The organism is Pseudomonas sp. SDO5215_S409 (genome assembly GCF_054071325.1).
In genome coordinates, this window is sequence record NZ_JBSVWN010000049.1 from 1 (window position 1) to 17694 (window position 17694).

General features: G+C 62.1%; 18 protein-coding genes and 1 pseudogene. 13 read left to right on the top strand and 6 right to left on the bottom strand.

Translation table 11 applies throughout. From position 1 onward, the window contains the following. A pseudogene (locus tag ACW9H9_RS21810) lies at positions 1–128 on the top strand (transposase); the annotation flags it as partial. Between the two features lie 18 nt (positions 129–146). Here ACW9H9_RS21810 and ACW9H9_RS21815 read toward each other — a convergent pair. The 4 genes from ACW9H9_RS21815 to ACW9H9_RS21830 all read right to left on the bottom strand — a co-directional run bounded on the left by ACW9H9_RS21815 (position 147) and on the right by ACW9H9_RS21830 (position 2603). Continuing rightward, complete coding sequence (locus tag ACW9H9_RS21815) at positions 147–536, bottom strand: hypothetical protein (protein ID WP_457345229.1); 390 nt, start codon at positions 534–536, stop codon at positions 147–149. A gap of 39 nt (positions 537–575) precedes the next feature. Then, entirely contained in the window at positions 576–962 is a 387-nt protein-coding gene (locus tag ACW9H9_RS21820) for a hypothetical protein (RefSeq protein WP_457345228.1), read from the bottom strand. Positions 963–1080: 118 nt separating this feature from the next. Then, positions 1081–1467, bottom strand: coding sequence for a hypothetical protein (locus ACW9H9_RS21825; RefSeq protein WP_457345227.1), 387 nt, complete (start codon positions 1465–1467; stop codon positions 1081–1083). A gap of 236 nt (positions 1468–1703) precedes the next feature. Then, the gene (locus ACW9H9_RS21830) at positions 1704–2603 is read right to left on the bottom strand and encodes a LysR family transcriptional regulator (protein WP_457345226.1); all 900 of its coding nucleotides are present in this window, start codon (positions 2601–2603) and stop codon (positions 1704–1706) included. A 106-nt stretch (positions 2604–2709) separates the two neighbouring features. Here ACW9H9_RS21830 and ACW9H9_RS21835 point away from each other — a divergent pair, with 106 nt between their 5' ends. The 11 genes from ACW9H9_RS21835 to ACW9H9_RS21885 all read left to right on the top strand — a co-directional run bounded on the left by ACW9H9_RS21835 (position 2710) and on the right by ACW9H9_RS21885 (position 13252). Then, entirely contained in the window at positions 2710–3573 is an 864-nt protein-coding gene (locus ACW9H9_RS21835; RefSeq protein ID WP_457345225.1) for a VOC family protein, read from the top strand. Beyond that, positions 3570–4268, top strand: coding sequence for a class II aldolase/adducin family protein (locus ACW9H9_RS21840; RefSeq protein WP_457345224.1), 699 nt, complete (start codon positions 3570–3572; stop codon positions 4266–4268). Before ACW9H9_RS21835 ends, ACW9H9_RS21840 begins: the two co-directional genes overlap by 4 nt. 3 nt (positions 4269–4271) lie before the next feature. After that, a complete protein-coding gene (locus tag ACW9H9_RS21845; RefSeq protein WP_457345223.1) occupies positions 4272–5729 on the top strand; it encodes a 2-hydroxymuconic semialdehyde dehydrogenase in 1458 nt (485 codons plus the stop codon). Between the two features lie 8 nt (positions 5730–5737). After that, positions 5738–6514 (top strand): 2-oxopent-4-enoate hydratase, encoded by a 777-nt coding sequence (dmpE, locus tag ACW9H9_RS21850; protein ID WP_457345221.1) that lies wholly within the window; start codon positions 5738–5740, stop codon positions 6512–6514. An 11-nt stretch (positions 6515–6525) separates the two neighbouring features. Continuing rightward, on the top strand, positions 6526–7326 hold the full coding sequence (dmpH, locus tag ACW9H9_RS21855; protein WP_457345219.1) for a 2-oxo-3-hexenedioate decarboxylase: 801 nt from the start codon (positions 6526–6528) through the stop codon (positions 7324–7326). 10 nt (positions 7327–7336) lie between these two features. After that, positions 7337–7528 carry a 2-hydroxymuconate tautomerase family protein gene (locus ACW9H9_RS21860; protein WP_457345218.1) on the top strand — a complete coding sequence of 64 codons (192 nt, stop codon included), beginning with the start codon at positions 7337–7339 and terminating at the stop codon, positions 7526–7528. 1 nt (position 7529) lies between these two features. After that, the gene (locus ACW9H9_RS21865; protein ID WP_457345217.1) at positions 7530–8462 is read left to right on the top strand and encodes an acetaldehyde dehydrogenase (acetylating); all 933 of its coding nucleotides are present in this window, start codon (positions 7530–7532) and stop codon (positions 8460–8462) included. Positions 8463–8472: 10 nt separating this feature from the next. Beyond that, complete coding sequence (gene dmpG, locus ACW9H9_RS21870) at positions 8473–9492, top strand: 4-hydroxy-2-oxovalerate aldolase (RefSeq protein WP_457345216.1); 1020 nt, start codon at positions 8473–8475, stop codon at positions 9490–9492. Positions 9493–9585: 93 nt separating this feature from the next. Continuing rightward, complete coding sequence (locus tag ACW9H9_RS21875; protein WP_457345214.1) at positions 9586–10935, top strand: MFS transporter; 1350 nt, start codon at positions 9586–9588, stop codon at positions 10933–10935. A 92-nt stretch (positions 10936–11027) separates the two neighbouring features. After that, complete coding sequence (locus tag ACW9H9_RS21880) at positions 11028–12377, top strand: OprD family porin (RefSeq protein ID WP_457345212.1); 1350 nt, start codon at positions 11028–11030, stop codon at positions 12375–12377. 188 nt (positions 12378–12565) lie between these two features. Then, positions 12566–13252 (top strand): hypothetical protein, encoded by a 687-nt coding sequence (locus tag ACW9H9_RS21885; RefSeq protein WP_457345211.1) that lies wholly within the window; start codon positions 12566–12568, stop codon positions 13250–13252. 38 nt (positions 13253–13290) lie between these two features. On the opposite strand, the gene ACW9H9_RS21890 is transcribed toward ACW9H9_RS21885, so the two are convergent. Together ACW9H9_RS21890 and ACW9H9_RS21895 are read right to left on the bottom strand one after the other, a co-directional pair. Further along, positions 13291–14730: a serine hydrolase domain-containing protein gene (locus ACW9H9_RS21890; RefSeq protein ID WP_457345210.1), complete on the bottom strand. Its 1440-nt coding sequence runs from the start codon at positions 14728–14730 to the stop codon at positions 13291–13293. Between the two features lie 24 nt (positions 14731–14754). After that, positions 14755–15669, bottom strand: coding sequence for a LysR substrate-binding domain-containing protein (locus tag ACW9H9_RS21895; protein ID WP_457345208.1), 915 nt, complete (start codon positions 15667–15669; stop codon positions 14755–14757). Between the two features lie 464 nt (positions 15670–16133). Here ACW9H9_RS21895 and ACW9H9_RS21900 point away from each other — a divergent pair, with 464 nt between their 5' ends. Beyond that, the gene (locus ACW9H9_RS21900) at positions 16134–17693 is read left to right on the top strand and encodes an ABC transporter substrate-binding protein (RefSeq protein ID WP_457345206.1); all 1560 of its coding nucleotides are present in this window, start codon (positions 16134–16136) and stop codon (positions 17691–17693) included. Position 17694 lies beyond the last annotated feature (1 nt).

Consider the following 17694-nt stretch of genomic DNA (forward strand, 5'->3'; position numbering starts at 1 on the left):
ATAGCACCAACCCGCTGGAGAGGCTGAATGCCGAGATCAAGCGCCGCACCGAGGTTGTGGGGATTTTCCCAAACGCCCCGGCAATCACCCGGCTGGTAGGAGCAATGCTGTTGGAGCAGAACGACGAGGTCGAGGTACACGACAGACTATCGTAAGATTCCTGACTTTCTCAGCACAAAAAGTAAGACCAACACGGCCAAAAGCATGATTGCACTCCACTTTATGGCTACCAGCTTTTGTTTCAGTGGTGCCGGAAAGTTGTTCAAATCTTCGATGTTAGCGCTGCCGTTTTTTAGATAACCCCTCGGAAACGTAACAACCCCGGCTATCCACCCCACCAGCAAAAGCTTTCCCCAAGGGCCACCATTTCTAAGCGGAATATGTACCCTCACAGCAGAGCAATTCTTCAGATGCTCCAACATTAAATCAATTTTGGTGTAGGCCATATGCAGCGCGACCCCAAGACAGATAAATATCCCGCTAAAACTTAATAATCCGACAGTAAGAAATATGCTGTCAGAGACGCTGATGGTCATTTAATGGCCTCATAAAGAATTTCGCCTATATCAGAAGGACTAGATAAGTCCGAGTTTAATTGCTGCTCCGAAGCTGCACATTACGAAAAAAAGACCTATTCCAACCCACTGTATTATCAATAATTTACGTTTGAGAGGAGCGGGGAGGTTTTCTAAATCTTCGACGCTCATGCCACCTCTTTTGAGGTAAAAACCGGGAAAAGTGACGATCCCTGAAATACCACCAATCAGCAACAGCTTGCCCCAAGGTCCACCGTGTCGCAGAGGCGCTCTAGACATGATCGCAGAGCAGTTTTTCAGGTGCGCAAGCATCAGATCCATCTGTGTATAAGCCAAATGCAAACAGACTCCGATCCAAATAAAAATGCCTGCGAAATCGACCAATACGATAGATAAAAATACTTTGTCGGCGATGTTTAAACTCATTTGGACGCCTCATGGAATTTTTCACCCGCTCATTGATTGCTCGCGCCGGACGCTCTCAATGACTACATAAGCCTGTATCTGCTCGCGAAAATGAGCAAGGTCGGCTGTTAGGGCATGTTCAGGCGTGCACAAAGCCAAGCTTGGCCACCGCTGCAAGTCCGACCATTGCTAATAAAAGGCCTAGCCCGATCCACTGCAATATCACCAGTTTGCGCTTAAGCAACACAGGGAAGTGATGCAGATCCTCCGCACTAACCAGGCCACGCTTTAGATAAAAACCGGAGAATGTGAGGACGCTGGCAATGCTGCCAACCAATACTAATTTTCCCCATGGGCCTCCATGCCTGAGCGGCGCCAGTGTGCTAAGCATCGAGCTATTCTTCAGGTGCCCCAACATCAGTTCCATCTTTGTGTAGGCCAAGCGTAAGCAAACTCCGATACAAACAAGCATGCCAACGATCACCGCGACGCATAACCAGCCGATAACGAACTCGGCGGTCGTCATTTAGCAACCTCGTAAACAACTTCACCCTCTAGCTCGCCCATTCATCCACCAATAACATTTCTGGCAACAGATCCAGTTCCAATTTATGTCAGGCGGCAGGATAACCGCACTGCAATCAAGAACCGATGGCGAAAGGTGTAGGAGTTGCCTGAAATAAGCGCAGGAAATGCCCCGAATAGCCGCAAATCGTTTCTGCCTGTAGGAAGGCGACGTCAATCCCGGTCACTGACCCCCCCTCACTCCCGAGCAAATATCTCCACCACCTGACGCCTCAGCCACACATGCCGCGGATCCTTCTGGTTACGCGCATGCCAGTGGTGTTTGAGGCTATAGGGCGGTATCTCCACCGGCGGTTCGATCATTCTCACCGCCGAGTCTTTCTCGTAGATGCGCGCCACCGAGCGTGGCATCACGGCGATCAGTTCCGAGCGTTCGATAATCGCCGACAGGCTCATGTAGTGAGACATCTGCACCACGATTTTCCGCTCGATCCCCTGGCCTGTCAGAAAGCTTTCGTACATCTCCTGGCTGCGGCTTCCGTCCCGCACCTGTACGTGTTCCAGGGTGCAGAACTCGTCCATCGTCAGCCGCTCGGCCTTGACCCGGTGGTGGCGGCCGATCAGGCACACCAGGTCGTGTGAAAACAGCCTTTGTTGGTAAATATTGGGCGCGTCCAGGTCGGGAAAATAGCCCAGTGCCGAATCCACCCGGCCTTCGCGCAATGCCTCCAAAAGGTCCTTGGGGCCCAGGCTCAGGCAGCGGATGTTGGCGTGGGGTGCGGCGCTGCGCAGGCGGTCGAAGAGGGCGGGCAGGAACACCACTTCGCCAATTTCACTCAGGCAAAAGGTAAACGTCTCACGGCTCTCGGTGGGTTCAAAGGTGGGGTTCGGCAAGATCTCCTGGTCGATGGTGGCGATCACTTCCCGGGTGCGCTCCACGATGCTGCGCGCCCGGGGCGTGGGCTCCATCGCGGTGCCGCTGCGCACAAACAGCGGGTCGCCCAGGGAATGGCGCAGGCGCGATAACGCAGCGCTGGCGGCCGGTTGGCTCATGCCCAGGCGCTTGGCCGCCGCCGTGACGTTGCCGCAATCGTGAATGGCCAATAAAACGCGGAGCAAGTTCAAATCGGTGCGCATGACTATAACCAGATCAAATAGTTTGAATAACCATAATTTGCTTCTGCTATTTGTGCCCCACGGCGAGGATTGTGTCCAGACAAGAATAAAACCAAGAGGCACCTCAATGATCAATCTGCATGACATCCGCTACGTGCGCCTTGGCACCGCAGACCTTGCCCAGGCCAAGACGTACGCCACGCAGGTGCTCGGCCTGCAAGTGGCGCGCGAGGCCAATGGGGCGATCTACTTTCGCTCCGACAGCCGCGACCACACCTTGTGCTACTACGAAGGCGACCCCCGGGAAACCACCACCGCTTTTGAAGTGACCGACTGGAAAGAACTCGACCACGCCGCCCAATTGCTCGAAGACCACGGGTTTGCCGTGCGTCACGCCAGCCGGGAAGACGCCGAGGTGCGTCACGTCAAGGAACTGATCCAGTTCCGCGACCCCAGCGGCAACAACATCGAGTTGGTGCTGCGCCCCCATGCCAGCGGCAGCCGTTACTTCGCCAGCCGCGACGCAGGCATCACCGGCTTCAGCCACATCGGCCTGCGCACCACCGACGCCAAGCGCGACGAAGCCTTCTGGACCACCCTGGCCAACGCCCGGGTGAGTGATCGCATCGGCGAGGCCCCGTTGCTGCGCATCGACGAGGTGCACCACAAGATCGCCCTGTTCCCCTCCAGCCATGCCGGCGTGCAGCACATCAACCACCAGGTAGAAAGCATCGATGACGTGATGCGCGCCTGGTACTTCCTCAAGGAACGCGGGATCAAGATTTTGTTCGGCCCCGGGCGCCATCCCACCTCGGGGGCGATGTTTTTGTACTTTGAAGGCCCGGACGGCATGACCTACGAATACTCCACGGGCGTGAGCCACATCGCGCCGCAAGACGAGGCCACCCACCAACCCCGGCAGTTCCCGCTGGCCACCGCCTCGTACTGCATGTGGGGCTCCAAGCCCGACATTCCGGAGTTCAAGTCATGAGCACCGCCAGCCAACAAGCCCAGGTACGGATTGCCGCCCGCGCCCTGGCCTACGCAGGTTTTGTGCACGCCTACGGGCATTGCAGCCAGCGCCTGGACGCCGAACATTTTCTGGTGTGCGCCGCTAAACCCATGGGCCTGATCCAGCCCGGCGAGCCCGGCACCGTGGTGCCGGTGCAGGGCCCGTTGCCCGAAGGGGTGTTGGGCGAAGTGCGCATCCACCAACAGATTTACCAGCGCCGCAGCGACGTCAACGCCGTGATCCGCAGCATGCCGATGCAGGTCATGAGCCTGTCGTGCGCAGGCCTGACGCCCCGGTTGCGCCACGGCATGGGCGCCTATTTCAAGGACGGCATCGCGCTGTGGGACGACCCGCAATTGCTGCGCAGCGATGCCCAGGCCGCAGCGCTGGCCGAACAGCTCGGTCGGGCCCAGGCCCTGGTGATGCGCGGCAATGGCGCGATCGTGGTCGCAGGGTCGTTGGTAGAAGCCCTGACCCTCAATTTTTACCTGGAAGACGCCGCCCGCATCGAGCTGCAACTGCTCGCCGCCGGCCTTGCCGACCGCGCGCCGCTGCTCAGCCTTGATGAAGCCACCCAGCGCGCCACCTCCAGCGGCCGCATTTTCGAGCGCATGTGGGACTACCTCACCGCGGGCGATGCCGAACTGCACCTGATAACAAGACAAGAGGCCTGATCCATGACCCAGCACTTTCGCAACTTCATCGATAACCAGTGGGTGGACGGTGTCCGCACCTTCGACAACCGCAACCCTGCCGACAACAGCGTGATTGGTCACATCCACGAAGCCGGTCGCGAGCAGGTCGACGCCGCCGTGCAGGCAGCCCGCGCCGCGCTCAAGGGCCCGTGGGGCAAGATGACCATCGCCCAGCGCACCGCCTTGCTGCACAAAGTGGCCGATGGCATCGAGCAGCGCGCCGAAGAATTTGTGGCCGCCGAAGTGGCCGACAGCGGCAAGCCCCACAGCCTGGCCAGCCACCTGGACATCCCGCGCGGCGCCGCCAACTTCAAGGTGTTCGCTGACCTGATCCGCAACGTGCCCACCGAAAGCTTCACCATGGACACCCCCGACGGCGGCAAGGCCGTCAACTACGCGGTGCGCAACCCGCGTGGCGTGATCGGCGTGATCTGCCCGTGGAACCTGCCGCTGCTGCTGATGACCTGGAAAGTCGGCCCGGCCCTGGCCTGCGGCAACACCGTGGTGGTCAAACCGTCGGAAGAAACCCCGGCCACCGCCACCTTGCTTGGCGAAGTGATGCGCGACGCCGGTGTGCCCGCTGGCGTGTACAACGTGGTGCACGGTTTTGGCGAGAACTCCGCGGGTGCGTTCCTCACTGAACACCCGGGCGTCGACGGCATCACCTTTACCGGCGAAACCGGCACCGGCGAGGCCATCATGAAGGCTGCAGCCAAGGGCGTACGCCCGGTGTCGCTGGAGCTGGGCGGCAAGAACGCCGGGGTGATTTTCGCCGATGCCGACCTCGACAAAGCCGTGGCCGGTATCGCCCGCGCCGTGTTCGAAAACAGCGGCCAGGTGTGCCTGGGCACCGAGCGTGTCTATGTGCAACGCCCGTTGTTTGATGCGTTCGTTGCCGCCCTCAAGGTGCGCGCCGAAGCGATCAAGGTCGGCCCACCGAATGAACCGGGCGTGACCATGGGCCCGCTGGTGTCGGTCGGCCACCGGCAAAAAGTGCTGGGCTACTACCAGCAGGCGGTCAAGGACGGCGCCACGGTGGTGACCGGCGGCGGCATCCCGGACATGCCGGCCCACCTCGCTGAAGGTGCCTGGGTGCAACCCACCATTTGGACCGGCCTGTCGGAAGACTCCGGCGTGATCCGCGAAGAAATCTTCGGCCCGTGCTGCCACATCGCGCCGTTCGACGATGAAGACGAAGTGGTCGCCCTGGTCAACAACACCCCCTACGGTTTGGCCGCCAGCGTGTGGACCCGCGACCTGCAAGTCGCCCACCGCATGGGCGCCGCGCTGGACGTGGGCATCTGCTGGATCAACTCGTGGTTCCTGCGTGATTTGCGCACTGCGTTTGGCGGCGCCAAACACTCGGGCATCGGCCGTGAAGGCGGGGTGCATTCCCTGGAGTTCTACACCGAACTTCGCAACGTGTGCGTTCGCCTGTGAGCCAGCCCATGACAAACCTCAACCACCTCGGCGCGCAATTGCACCAGGCGCTCACCGAGCAAAAACCGGTGGCCCCGCTGACCGAGCAGCACCCCGGCCTGAGCATCGCCGACGCCTATCAGATCCAGCTCGCCATGCTGCAACCGCGCCTGGACGCCGGGCAAACCGTGATCGGCAAGAAAATCGGCGTCACCAGCCAAGTGGTGATGGACATGCTCGGCGTGGACCAACCCGACTTCGGCCACTTGCTCAGCGGCATGCGGGTCAACGACGGCGCAGCCCTGGTGTGCGCGGATTTCATCGCGCCCAAGGCCGAAGGCGAAATCGCCTTTGTGCTCAAGCAAGACCTGGTGGGTCCCGGCGTGACCGCCGCCGATGTGATCCGCGCCACGGCGTATGTGATGCCGTGCTTCGAGATCGTCGACTCACGCATCAAGGACTGGAAGATCCGCATCCAGGACACCGTGGCCGACAACGCCTCGGCCGCCGCTTTCGTGCTGGGTGACGGTGCGGTGTCGCCGCTGGACGTGGACCTGGCCTGCGTCGGCATGACCCTGGAAAAGAACGGCGAAATCGTCGCCACCGGCGCCGGTGCGGCCGCCCTTGGCCACCCGGTGAATGCCGTGGTGTGGCTGGCCAACACCTTGGGCGCGCTGGGCATCGCACTGAAAAAAGGCGAAGTGATTTTGTCCGGCTCCCTGGCCGCCATGGTCCCGGTGCAACCCGGTGATCTGTTGCGCATGAGCCTGGGCGGTATCGGCTCGGCTTCCATCCGTTTTGTTTGAAGGACACCCCCATGAATCTGTCAGCAGCCACCATCGCCGAACTGGCCACCCACCTGGAAAACGCCGAGCTTAACGTTGAGGCGGTGGCCAAGATCACCGACACCTACCCCGACATGGACTGGGAGGACGCCTACGCGATCCAGAACACGATTCGCGCCAACAAAGAGGCGCGTGGCGTGCGCATCGTCGGCCTGAAAATGGGCCTCACCTCTTTTGCCAAGATGAAGCAGATGGGCGTCACCGAGCCGATCCACGGCTTTATCACCGACTACGGCGCGTGCGCCGATGGCTCGGTAATCGACGTCGATTCACTGATTCACCCCAAGGTCGAGGCCGAGATCGCCTTTGTGCTCAAGCACCCGCTCAAGGGCCCGGGCGTGCACGTGGGGGACGTGTTGGCCGCCACCGATTTCATCTTGCCTGCGGTGGAAGTCATCGACTCGCGCTATGAACACTTCCGCTTCGACCTCAAGAGCGTGATCGCCGACAACACCTCTTCGGCCCGCTTCGTCACCGGCGGCCAGGCCCGCAGCCCCTTGGGCATCGACCTCAAGTGCCTGGGTGTGGTCATGGAAAAAAACGGTGAAGTGGTGGCCACCGCAGCCGGTGCCGCCGTGCTCGGCCACCCGGCGCAAAGCGTGGCGATGCTCGCCAATATGCTCGCCAGCCAAGGCAAGGCGCTGCCTGCCGGCACCTTCATCATGACCGGCGGCGTGACCGAAGCCATCCCGGTAGAGGCGGGTGACCAGATCACCGTGCGCTACCAGCACCTGGGCAGCGTTTCCATGCGCTTTGCCTCCTCGTCCAAGTGAGAGAACTGCCATGCCTATCATGCAGGTGTACCTGATCGAAGGCCGCGACGACGCGCAAAAGGCGCGGCTGATCGAGGCGCTGACAAACGCCGCTGTCGAATCCATCCAGGCGCCGGTCGAGTCGGTGCGGGTGATCATCACCGAGGTGCCCAAGACCCAATTCGGCATCGCCGGTAAAACCGCCAAAGCGCTGGGGCGTTGAGATGAGTGAATCCAAGAAAAACGTCGCGATCATCGGCTCGGGCAATATCGGCACCGACCTGATGATCAAGATCCTGCGCCACGCCAAGCATCTGCAAATGGCGGTGATGGTCGGCATCGACGCGGCCTCCGACGGCCTGGAACGCGCCCGTCGGCTGGGCGTGGCCACCACCCATGAGGGCGTCGAGGGCCTGGTGAAGATGGCGGAGTTTGCCGACATCGACTTTGTGTTCGACGCCACCTCGGCCACTGCCCATGTGCAAAACGATGCACTGCTGCGCCAGCACAAACCCGGTATCCGCGTGATCGACCTCACGCCTGCGGCCATCGGCCCGTACTGCGTGCCGGTGGTGAACCTGGACGCACACCTGGCGGCGCCCAACGTCAACATGGTGACCTGCGGCGGGCAGGCGACCATCCCGATGGTGGCGGCGGTGTCTCGTGTGGCCAAGGTGCATTACGCGGAAATCATCGCGTCCATCAGCAGCAAGTCTGCCGGGCCCGGCACCCGCGCCAACATCGACGAGTTCACCGAAACCACCGCCCAGGCCATCGAGGCCGTGGGCGGGGCAGGCAAGGGCAAGGCGATCATCGTGCTCAACCCGGCCGAGCCACCGTTGATGATGCGCGACACGGTGTACGTGCTGTCGGAGGCGGCAGACACGGCCGAGATCGAGGCGTCCATCCAAGACATGGCCAACGCCGTGACCGCCTATGTACCGGGCTATCGCCTCAAGCAAAAGGTGCAATTTGAAGTGATCAGCGCCGACGCGCCGCTGAACATCCCGGGCCTGGGCCGGTTCAGCGGCCTCAAGACCACGGTGTTTCTTGAGGTCGAAGGCGCCGCCCATTACCTGCCAGCCTACGCCGGCAATCTCGACATCATGACCTGTGCCGCGCTGGCGACTGCCGAGCGCCTAGCGCAGGCCCTGTGAGGTAGACCCCATGACCTTCAACCCCGGCAAGAAGCTCTACATCAGCGACGTGACCCTGCGCGACGGCAGCCACGCGATCCGTCACCAATACTCCATCGACAACGTGCAAACCATCGCCCGCGCGCTGGACAAGGCCCGCGTGGACTCCATCGAAGTGGCCCACGGCGACGGCCTGCAAGGCTCCAGTTTCAACTATGGCTTTGGCGCCCACACCGACCTTGAATGGATCGAAGCGGTCAGCGACGTGATCAGCCATGCCCAGGTCGCCACGTTGCTACTGCCCGGCATCGGCACGGTGCACGACCTCAAGGCCGCCTACAACGCCGGTGCCCGCATCGTGCGCGTGGCCACCCATTGCACCGAAGCCGACTGCGCCCGCCAGCACATCGAATACGCCCGCACCCTGGGCATGGACACGGTGGGCTTCTTGATGATGAGCCACCTCACCAGCCCGCAGAACCTGGCGCGGGAGGCAAAAAAAATGGAGAGCTACGGCGCCACCTGCATCTACGTAGTGGACTCCGGCGGCGCCATGAGCATGCAAGACATTCGCGAACGGTTCCGGGCGGTGAAAGCCGTGCTCAACCCGCAGACGCAAACCGGCATGCACGCCCACCACAACCTGTCGCTGGGCGTGGCCAACTCCATCGTGGCGGTGGAGGAGGGCTGCGACCGCATCGACGCAAGCCTGGCTGGCATGGGCGCTGGCGCCGGTAACGCGCCGCTGGAAGTGTTCATCGCCGCCGCCGACCGGATGGGCTGGAACCACGGCACGGATTTGTACGCGCTGATGGACGCCGCCGACGACATCGTGCGCCCGCTGCAGGACCGCCCGGTGCGCGTCGATCGCGAGACGTTGGCGCTGGGCTATGCCGGGGTGTATTCAAGCTTTTTGCGCCACGCCGAAGTCGCCGCCAAACGCTACGACCTCAAGGCCGTGGACATTCTGGTGGAACTGGGCAAACGCCGCATGGTGGGCGGCCAGGAAGACATGATCGTCGACGTGGCCCTGGACCTGCTCAACCGCTAACCGACCGCGCCCACGCCCGGCGTGGGACACCTTTACGCTTTTGCAGTGCACTTGATTCACCCCAACGACAACTCCAAAAACAGGGGAACATTGATGAACAGCAAGACTGCCCACATAGGCGCAACAATCGATAACAACAGGATTTCCGGTTACCAGATCATGGTGCTGTTCCTGTGCTTTCTGGTGGTGCTGGTGGATGGCTTCGACACCGCCATCATCGGCTACATCGCCCCGGCCCTGCGCCAGGAATGGGGCCTGCAACCTGCGCAACTGTCGCCCGCCTTCGGGGCCGGCCTTATGGGCCTGATGGTCGGCGCCTTCCTGTTCGGCCCGGTGGCCGATGCCTACGGGCGCAAAAAAGTGCTGCTGGTGTCGGTGCTGATCTTTGGCCTGGGCACGCTGGCGTCGACCCAGTCCACGTCCATCGAGATGCTCACCGCCTTGCGCTTTCTCACCGGCATCGGCCTGGGTGGGGCGATGCCCACCTGCATCACGTTGAGCTCGGAGTTTTCCCCGGCACGGCGGCGCATGATCCTGGTCACGTTGAGCTACAGCGGCTTCACCACCGGCCTTGCGTTGGGCGGGGCGGTGGCCAGCCATATCATCCCGGCCTATGGCTGGCGCGGGGTGCTGATGATCGGCGGGGTCGTGCCGTTGCTGTTGCTGCCGTTGCTGGCCTGGCTGCTGCCGGAGTCGGTGCGCTTCATGGCCACCCACCCGCGCTATGCCGACGCGCTGCGCAAGGTCATGGGCAAGATCACCGGCCGCACCGACCTGCACGACGTCACGTTTATCGAACCGCAAAGCCCGGTGGCCGCCCGTTCGCCCATCTCGCAGCTGTTTATCGAAGGCCGCGCCGTGCGCACGTTGCTGTTGTGGGGCACGTTCTTCTGCTCGCTGTTCGTGTTTTACCTGCTGACCAGCTGGCTGCCGAGCATCCTTAAAGACGCCGGTTACGACATCGCCAGCGCCGCCCGCATCGGCGCGATGGTGCCGCTGGGAGGCACCCTGGGCGCTATTTTGATGGCGTTGCTGATGGACCGCGTCAGCCCGTATCGCGTGCTGGGCCTGGCCTACCTGGGCTCGGCGCTGGTCATCGCGCTGGTGGGGTTTGCCCTGGCAAATGCGTTCTGGCTTGGGGTGACGGTATTCCTGGTCGGTTTTGGCGTGGCCGGGGCACAGACCTGCCTGAACCTGCTGTCGGCCAGCATTTACCCCACGGCCGCGCGCGCCACGGGGGTGAGCTGGGCCATGGCCAACGGGCGGATAGGCTCCATCATCGGCTCGGTGCTGGGCGCCTGGCTGATGACGCAACTGGGGCAGTCGTCGGTGTTTTTCGTGGTACTGGCGATTCCGGCGCTGTTTGGCTCCATTGCCGTCTTCTCGCTGCAGCGCATGAGCGCAACCAGAAAAGCCGCCGAGGTCACGGTACTTCCCACCTGACCCCACATTGCCCATGCGGGGTGAGCGGCGTGCCGGCTCACCTCCAACACAATGGCTGCACCCCACAACAATAAAAAACCAAGGGTAACCCCATGAACCTCTCCGTCTTTCCAGCGGCGCCTGTGTGCGCCCGCGTTTTGCCGCTGTCGCTTGCTCTCATCGCCGCCGCCCAGGCCCATGCCGAAGGATTTATCGACGACGCCCACGCCAAGCTTGAGGCGCGCAACGTGTACTTCAACCAGGACAACCGCAGCGGCGCCGCCCAGCCATCCAAGTTGGAAGAGTGGGGCCAGGGCTTCATCCTCAATGTCAACTCCGGCTACACCCAGGGCCCGATAGGGTTGGGTGTGGATGCGCTGGGCATGCTGGGCATCCGCCTGGATTCCGGGCGCGGCACCCACGGCAATCCCAACAGCGTCACCCAGGGCGGCTTTGTGTTCCCCACCGACAGCGATGGTCGTGCGGTCAGCGACTTTTCAAGCCTGGGCCTGACCGGCAAAGTGCGCATCGCCAAGACCGAATTGAAAGTGGGCACCCTCATGCCCAGGCTGCCCGTGGTGGTCTACAACGATGGCCGCCTGTTGCCCGAAACCTTCCAGGGCTGGCAGGCCACCTCTAAAGACTTCGACCACTTCACCCTCATTGGCGGGCGCTTGAGCGGCGTCAAGAGCCGCAACTCCTCCAACAACGAAGACCTCGCCATCAGCGGCGCGGGCGGCCCGACGGGCAAGCGCAGCAACCAGTTCTACTACGCCGGGGTCGATTACACCCCGCGCCCGGACCTGTTATTGCAGTACTACTACGCCAACCTGGAAGACTTTTACCAGCAGCACTTTGTGGGCCTGGTGCACACGCAGGCGTTGCCAGTGGGCAGCTTCAAAAGCGATCTACGCTTTTTCGACAGTACCTCCGAGGGGCGTAACGGCAATGCGGCGGGCAGGGCAGAGGGTTATCGCAGCACCGGCTACCACAACAACGGCGAGGTCGATAACCGGGTGCTGGCGGGCCTGTTCACTTACAGCCTGGGTGGCCATGCGCTCAGCCTGGGTTACCAGCACCTCAACGGCGCCAGCGATTTTCCGTTTCTCAACCAGGGTGACGGCTCGGCCACTTACCTGATCACCGACCGCCAGACCGGCGCGCGTTTTCAGCGCGCCGGGGAAAACACCTGGGTGGCCCAACATGCCTTCAACTTTGCCACTGTGGGCATACCGGGGCTGACCTCCCAAGTGGTGTACCAGCGCGGCGGGGGCATCAAGTCGGACCAGGGCGACCAGCATGAGTGGGAGCGCGACCTGATGCTGACCTACGCCTTCCAGAGCCCGACCCTCTCGGGGTTTTCGGTGCAGTGGCGTAATGCGATGTTGCGCAGCAGTGTGGCCACACAGCGTGACCTGGATGAGAACCGGCTGTACTTGACTTACACCCGCGCGTTGTTTTGAGGTGTAGCGCCCTGTTGTGCTGCGCTGATGCACAGCACTTCAGGGTCGACGCTCAAGCGCATCGGTCGGAATAAACCACTGAGGCTCAAAACATCGCAACGCGTAGATAGTGTCAAATGGCCATTTTTTTGGTTGTGCGAGGCGCTTCTGGATCCTACCATCGGCACCTTTGAGCCAAAGTCCGCACCATGTCCGAAGCCTATATCCACTACAGCAGCGCCTATCTGGAACGTTTCCTGCCAACCGAAGACCGGGATGGCTATTTCATGACCCAGACGCAAGGGTTTTTGTATGTGACAAAAATGGGCAGCCGCATGGGCAGCGCGACCACGTTCGCCCGCCCAAACAGCGCGTTGTTGTTTGTCGGAGAGGCCGCCAGGCACTTCAAGCCGCACCCGCTGTTTGACCCGCTTTTTTTCAAGCGGCTATGGAGCCAATGCGTGAGTCGTGAGCGTTTTTATGACTGGTGCTGGAAGCTTGAGGACACGCGTCGCGTGGGGTCGGTTCTGGTCATTTCCAATATTCACCGGGTGCCGATGGACCAGCACTCACCCGTGGATGCGTTGTGCACGCGCAGTGCGCAGCAACGCTTGAAACGCATGAAGAACCTTTACCATCTTTTTTCCGGCATCGCGGCCTTGATGCTGGTCCTTGCGGTACTGGTTCTTTTCTATGTCCTGCATGCCAAGCTTTGCTCGTCAATGTCCTGGTCCATCGGGCCTGAGCTGCTTCTGTTTGGCATTACGATCCCATTGGGCGCGGTTTTCAAAGGTAGCCTTGGGGTCTTGGTCTCAGCCGGGTTGGCGGGCTTTGTGGTCAGTGCCCTGCGTAAAAACAGATTCATTGAACACACCCTCAAGCACCTCAAGCCATAAGGCCTGCGCCGCCGGCGTGAAGACCGGCGGCTTTATTGTCAGGCGGGTGAGAGGCGCCCGCTCAGCACTTCCTGCTCACGCTCGGCACTGTTGACGTTGACGGTGCGCGCCAGGCTCAGGTTGTGCCCGTCAAACACGCAGGTCACCCGGTCGCGAAAGGCGGTCTGGGGGTAGATCCAGGTCATCTCCAGGGTCTTTTCGTCCAGCCAGCGGGCCCCGGCGATGATCTGGGCGTCCTGGAATTCATACCCGTGGTGCAACGCCCGGCCCGGCAGGCTGGTGGTGCCCGCGATCCAGCATTCCAGGCCTACCTGCAAGGTATGTTGGGCCTGGCCGTCGGTCAGTTGGAAGGTCAGCGCTTTCCCGGCGAACGCGAACGACACGCGGCTCACGCCCAGGCCGTTGGGCGCCAGGTCGTAGGTGCGCGTGGCGTCTTGGGGGGCTGCGCACAACGACACCAGCGCCGGGCGTTCGGCCATGCTTGCCAGGCGGCGGGCCAGGCGTGCGTCGGCCTCGGTATTGACCGTGCAATCATTGCCAAACGCCCGCGGGAAATGGCGCTCGATATACGGGATCAACTCGGCCGAATTTTTCATCCCGCCCACCACCACCAGCGTGGCGCCATAGGCGCGGAACACCATGGCCATCTGCACGAACACACCGACGGCGGCGAAGGCCTGGCGCGGTTTCATCATCCAGTGGTAGCCGTAGCGGCTGTCTGCACCGCCCTGGGGGCGGGTGGCGGCGGCGACCCAGGCGGCCGGCAGCAGGCGGCGGCCTTCCCAGAGGCCGTCCTGGGCATGCAGCACCGCCAGTTTGAGCATCGCCGACACGGGGGCGGTCAGGCCATTGCCGCCCGGGTTGACGCCGTCGGGGCCGACGTCCCAGTGCTCGTTATGGATGCCCAGCGGCACGAACAGGCGCGGCTTGAGGTAGGCGTGCAGGGTGTGTCCGGTGACCTTGTTGATCAACGCCGACAACATATAGCTGGCCGCGCTGGTGTAGACGTACGTGGTGCCCGGCGCATACGCCAGCGGGATCTTGAAGAACTCGGCGATCCAGCTGGTTTCAATGGCGCGCCACACCGAGCCCGAGGTATTGGCCAGATGGCCGGTGCGCATGGTCAGCAGGTGCTCCACGGTCATGTCGGCCAGGCGTGGGTCTGCCTCTACGGGCACGTGTTCCGGGAAAAAATCCACCAGGCGGTCGTGCAGGCCCAGCAAACCTTCCTCGATGGCCAGGCCAATGGCGCACGCGGTAAAGCTCTTGGCCACCGAATGCAGCACGCGCGGCTCGTTGGGGTCGACCGGCCAGCTCCAGCCTTCGGCCACCACCTGGCCGTGGCGGTGCAGCATCAGGCCTTGCAGGTCGAGGCCGGCGGCCTTGACCTCGTCGAGAAAGGCGATCAGGTGCTCAGGGTCGACCCCCAGGCTGCTGGCACTGGCGCGGGACAAACCATCGTAGGACGTTGTAGACATGGGCAAGGCTCGTGGTGGGAGGGTTCAACGGCTGCGGTGGACCAGCCGCGAATAGGAAATCAGCATGGTGGTCAGCTCCTGGCTGACGCTGGTGAGCGGCGAGGAGCGGCGGCTGATCAGGCACACATCGCGCGAGGCCAGGGGCTCTTCGATGGCGATGGTGGTCAGTGCGCCCGAAAACAGCTTCAACCCCGGCAGCATGCGCGGCTCGATGGTCAGGTAATCGGTTTCGGACACGATGTGCAGGGTTTCCAGCAGCGAATCGGTGGTGATTGCGATCTTGGGCGGCGGCAAGCCCTGGCCGCGGAACAGTTCGATCAGGCGGTTCTCGGCGCCGCCCACTACGCCAGTGGGGCGCACGCTGATCCACTGACAGTCGGCGAGCGCGTGCACGGATTTGGCCTGCGCCTGTGGGTGGCCCTTGCGCGCAATGATCCCGGCGCTGGAGCTATAAAGGCGATCGATGGACAGGTCGATGTCGGTGACGTTGGGCGGCAGCGGGCACACCACGAAATCCAGGCGGCCGTCGCGCACTTTTTCGATCAGGCCCTTGGCCGAGCCGCTGGCCACGTGCACCTGCATGCGCGGAAAACGCTGGGTGAAGTTGCTGAGCACCGGCAGCAGTAGTTCGGCCAGGGGCTCGGAGGTCACACCCAGGGCGATATTGCCTTCGGGCTCGCCTTTCCAGGGTTGCAGGTCGAGCAGGGCGCGTTCGCAGTCCAGCGTGATGGCGCGGGCGCGCACCAGGAAGACCTCACCGGCAGGCGTCAGGTTGATGCCCTGGTTGGAGCGCTGCAGCAGCACCACGCCCAGCTCTTTCTCCAGGGTCTGGATCGATTGGGTCAGCGTGCTTTGGGCCACGTCCAACTGGCGGGCGGCGGAGCGGAAACTGCCTTTTTCAACCACGGAACAGAACGCTCGAAGATGGGTGAGGGTCATGAAAGTGGGCTCCGCACTTGTTATTAATCAAGCGCTTCCAGTTGAATTAACTGCGTGCACTTACCGCTAAATGAGAATGATTGGTAAGTGATGACGCGCGCTTATAAAAGTGTGCAGGGCGGTCAGCTTATCCGATCACTTGGGGAGCGCAAAGATCGGTATTGACGATCAGGTTCGGTATTTTTGATCGCCAAAAATGCAGATTTTCAAGCCACAGGCCCCGATTTATCGGTAGGCTCGGGGCAAGGTGTCGCACGCAGGGCGCGTGATCGGATTCTGTGAGCCCGATCACCCGGAGCGTTCTTCTCAAGTTCCACAGGGTACGAATAAGATCGGCGCAGATCATTCGCGAATCGATATAAGCGACTAAAACAACAACAACTATCCAGGTGTTCGGCCGTGCCTCTTTTTGGGTCCTGCCAACGTCCGAACCCAACTTAAGGATCATTTAAGGTGCATTTATCATGAACAAGACTTTACTCCTGGCGGGCGCCTTGTCCGCCACGCTCATGGGCACTGCCCACGCCGAGAATCTCTTGAAGGTCGCGTTGAACGCCGACATTCGCAGCACCGACCCGGGTGTGAACCGCGACACAAACTCCGACGCCGTCATCATGCATATCACCGAAGGGCTGGTGGCCTTTCGTGAAGACGCCACCGTCGGCCCGCTGCTGGCCAAGGACGTGCAGGTGTCCGACGACGGCCTGCGCTACACCTTCCACCTGCGCGACGGGGTGAAGTTCCAGAACGGCGCGCCGCTGACCTCCGCCGAAGTGCTGTGGACCTGGAAACGTTTCCTCGACCCCAAGACCCAATGGCGCTGCGCGCCTGAGTTCGATGGCCATGGCGGTGCGAAAATCGTCGACATGAGCGCCCCGGACCCGCTCACCGTGGTGTTCACCCTGGACAAGCCCAACGGCCTGTTCCTCACCAGCACCGCGCTGCCCGAGTGTGGCGGCAGCGGCATCCTGCACCCCGACTCGGTGGTGGAGGGCCAGTGGAAAGGCCCGATCGGCACCGGCCCGTTCCGCCTGGGCGACTGGAAGCCCGGCCAGTACGTTGAACTGCTGCGCAACCCCGACTTCACCCCGCGTGACGATAAAGAGCCGGACGGCTACACCGGCAACAAGTCCACCACCCTGGACCGCGTGCGCCTGATGGTGATCCCTGACCCGGCGGCGGCCAAGGCGGCCCTGCTGTCGAAAAACGTCGACATGCTGATCGACGTCACCCCGCTGGACGCCACGGAGCTGGCGGCCGACCGTGGTATCCGCGTGACTTCCAGCGGCACCATGTCGGTCAACGCGCTGTTGTTCCAGACCCGCGACCCGCTGCTCAAGGACGTGCGCCTGCGCCAGGCCATCGCCCATGCGCTGGACTCCGCGCAGATCGTCCAGGCCCTGACCGGCGGACGTTCCAAGGCCAACAATTCGATGGTCGCCAGCGGCAGCCATTATCACACCGCCGTGGAAGACAAAGGCTACGACTTCGACCCGGCCAAGACCGCGCAACTGCTGCGCGAGGCAGGCTACAAGGGCGAGCCGATCAAGTTGATCGTCAACAAGCGCTACGCCGCCATCTTTGACATGGGCGTGTTCGCCCAGGCCATGGCCACGGCCAGCGGGCTCAACCTGCAACTGGAAACCCTGGAGTGGGGCACGCAGTTGGAGCGCTACCAGACCGGCAATTACCAGATGATGGCCTTCCCGTACTCCGAACGCCTCGACCCGGCGCTGAGCTTCGACTCGGTCACTGGCGACAAGGACAAGGAGCCGCGCAAGGTCTGGGACAACCCCCAGGCCCAGCAACTGCTGCGTGAAGCCCAGCGCGAAGGCGATGTGAGCAAGCGCCAGGCGCTGTTCGACCAACTGCACCAGATGATGCTCAACGACGTGCCGCTGATCCCGATGTACAACGGCAACGCCATCGCTGCGTCCCGCGATTACGTGCAGGGCCTGCGGACCTGGCCGGTGTCCAAGCCTCGGCTGTGGACCGTCAGCGTCTCAGCTTCCGGGAGTAAATAAG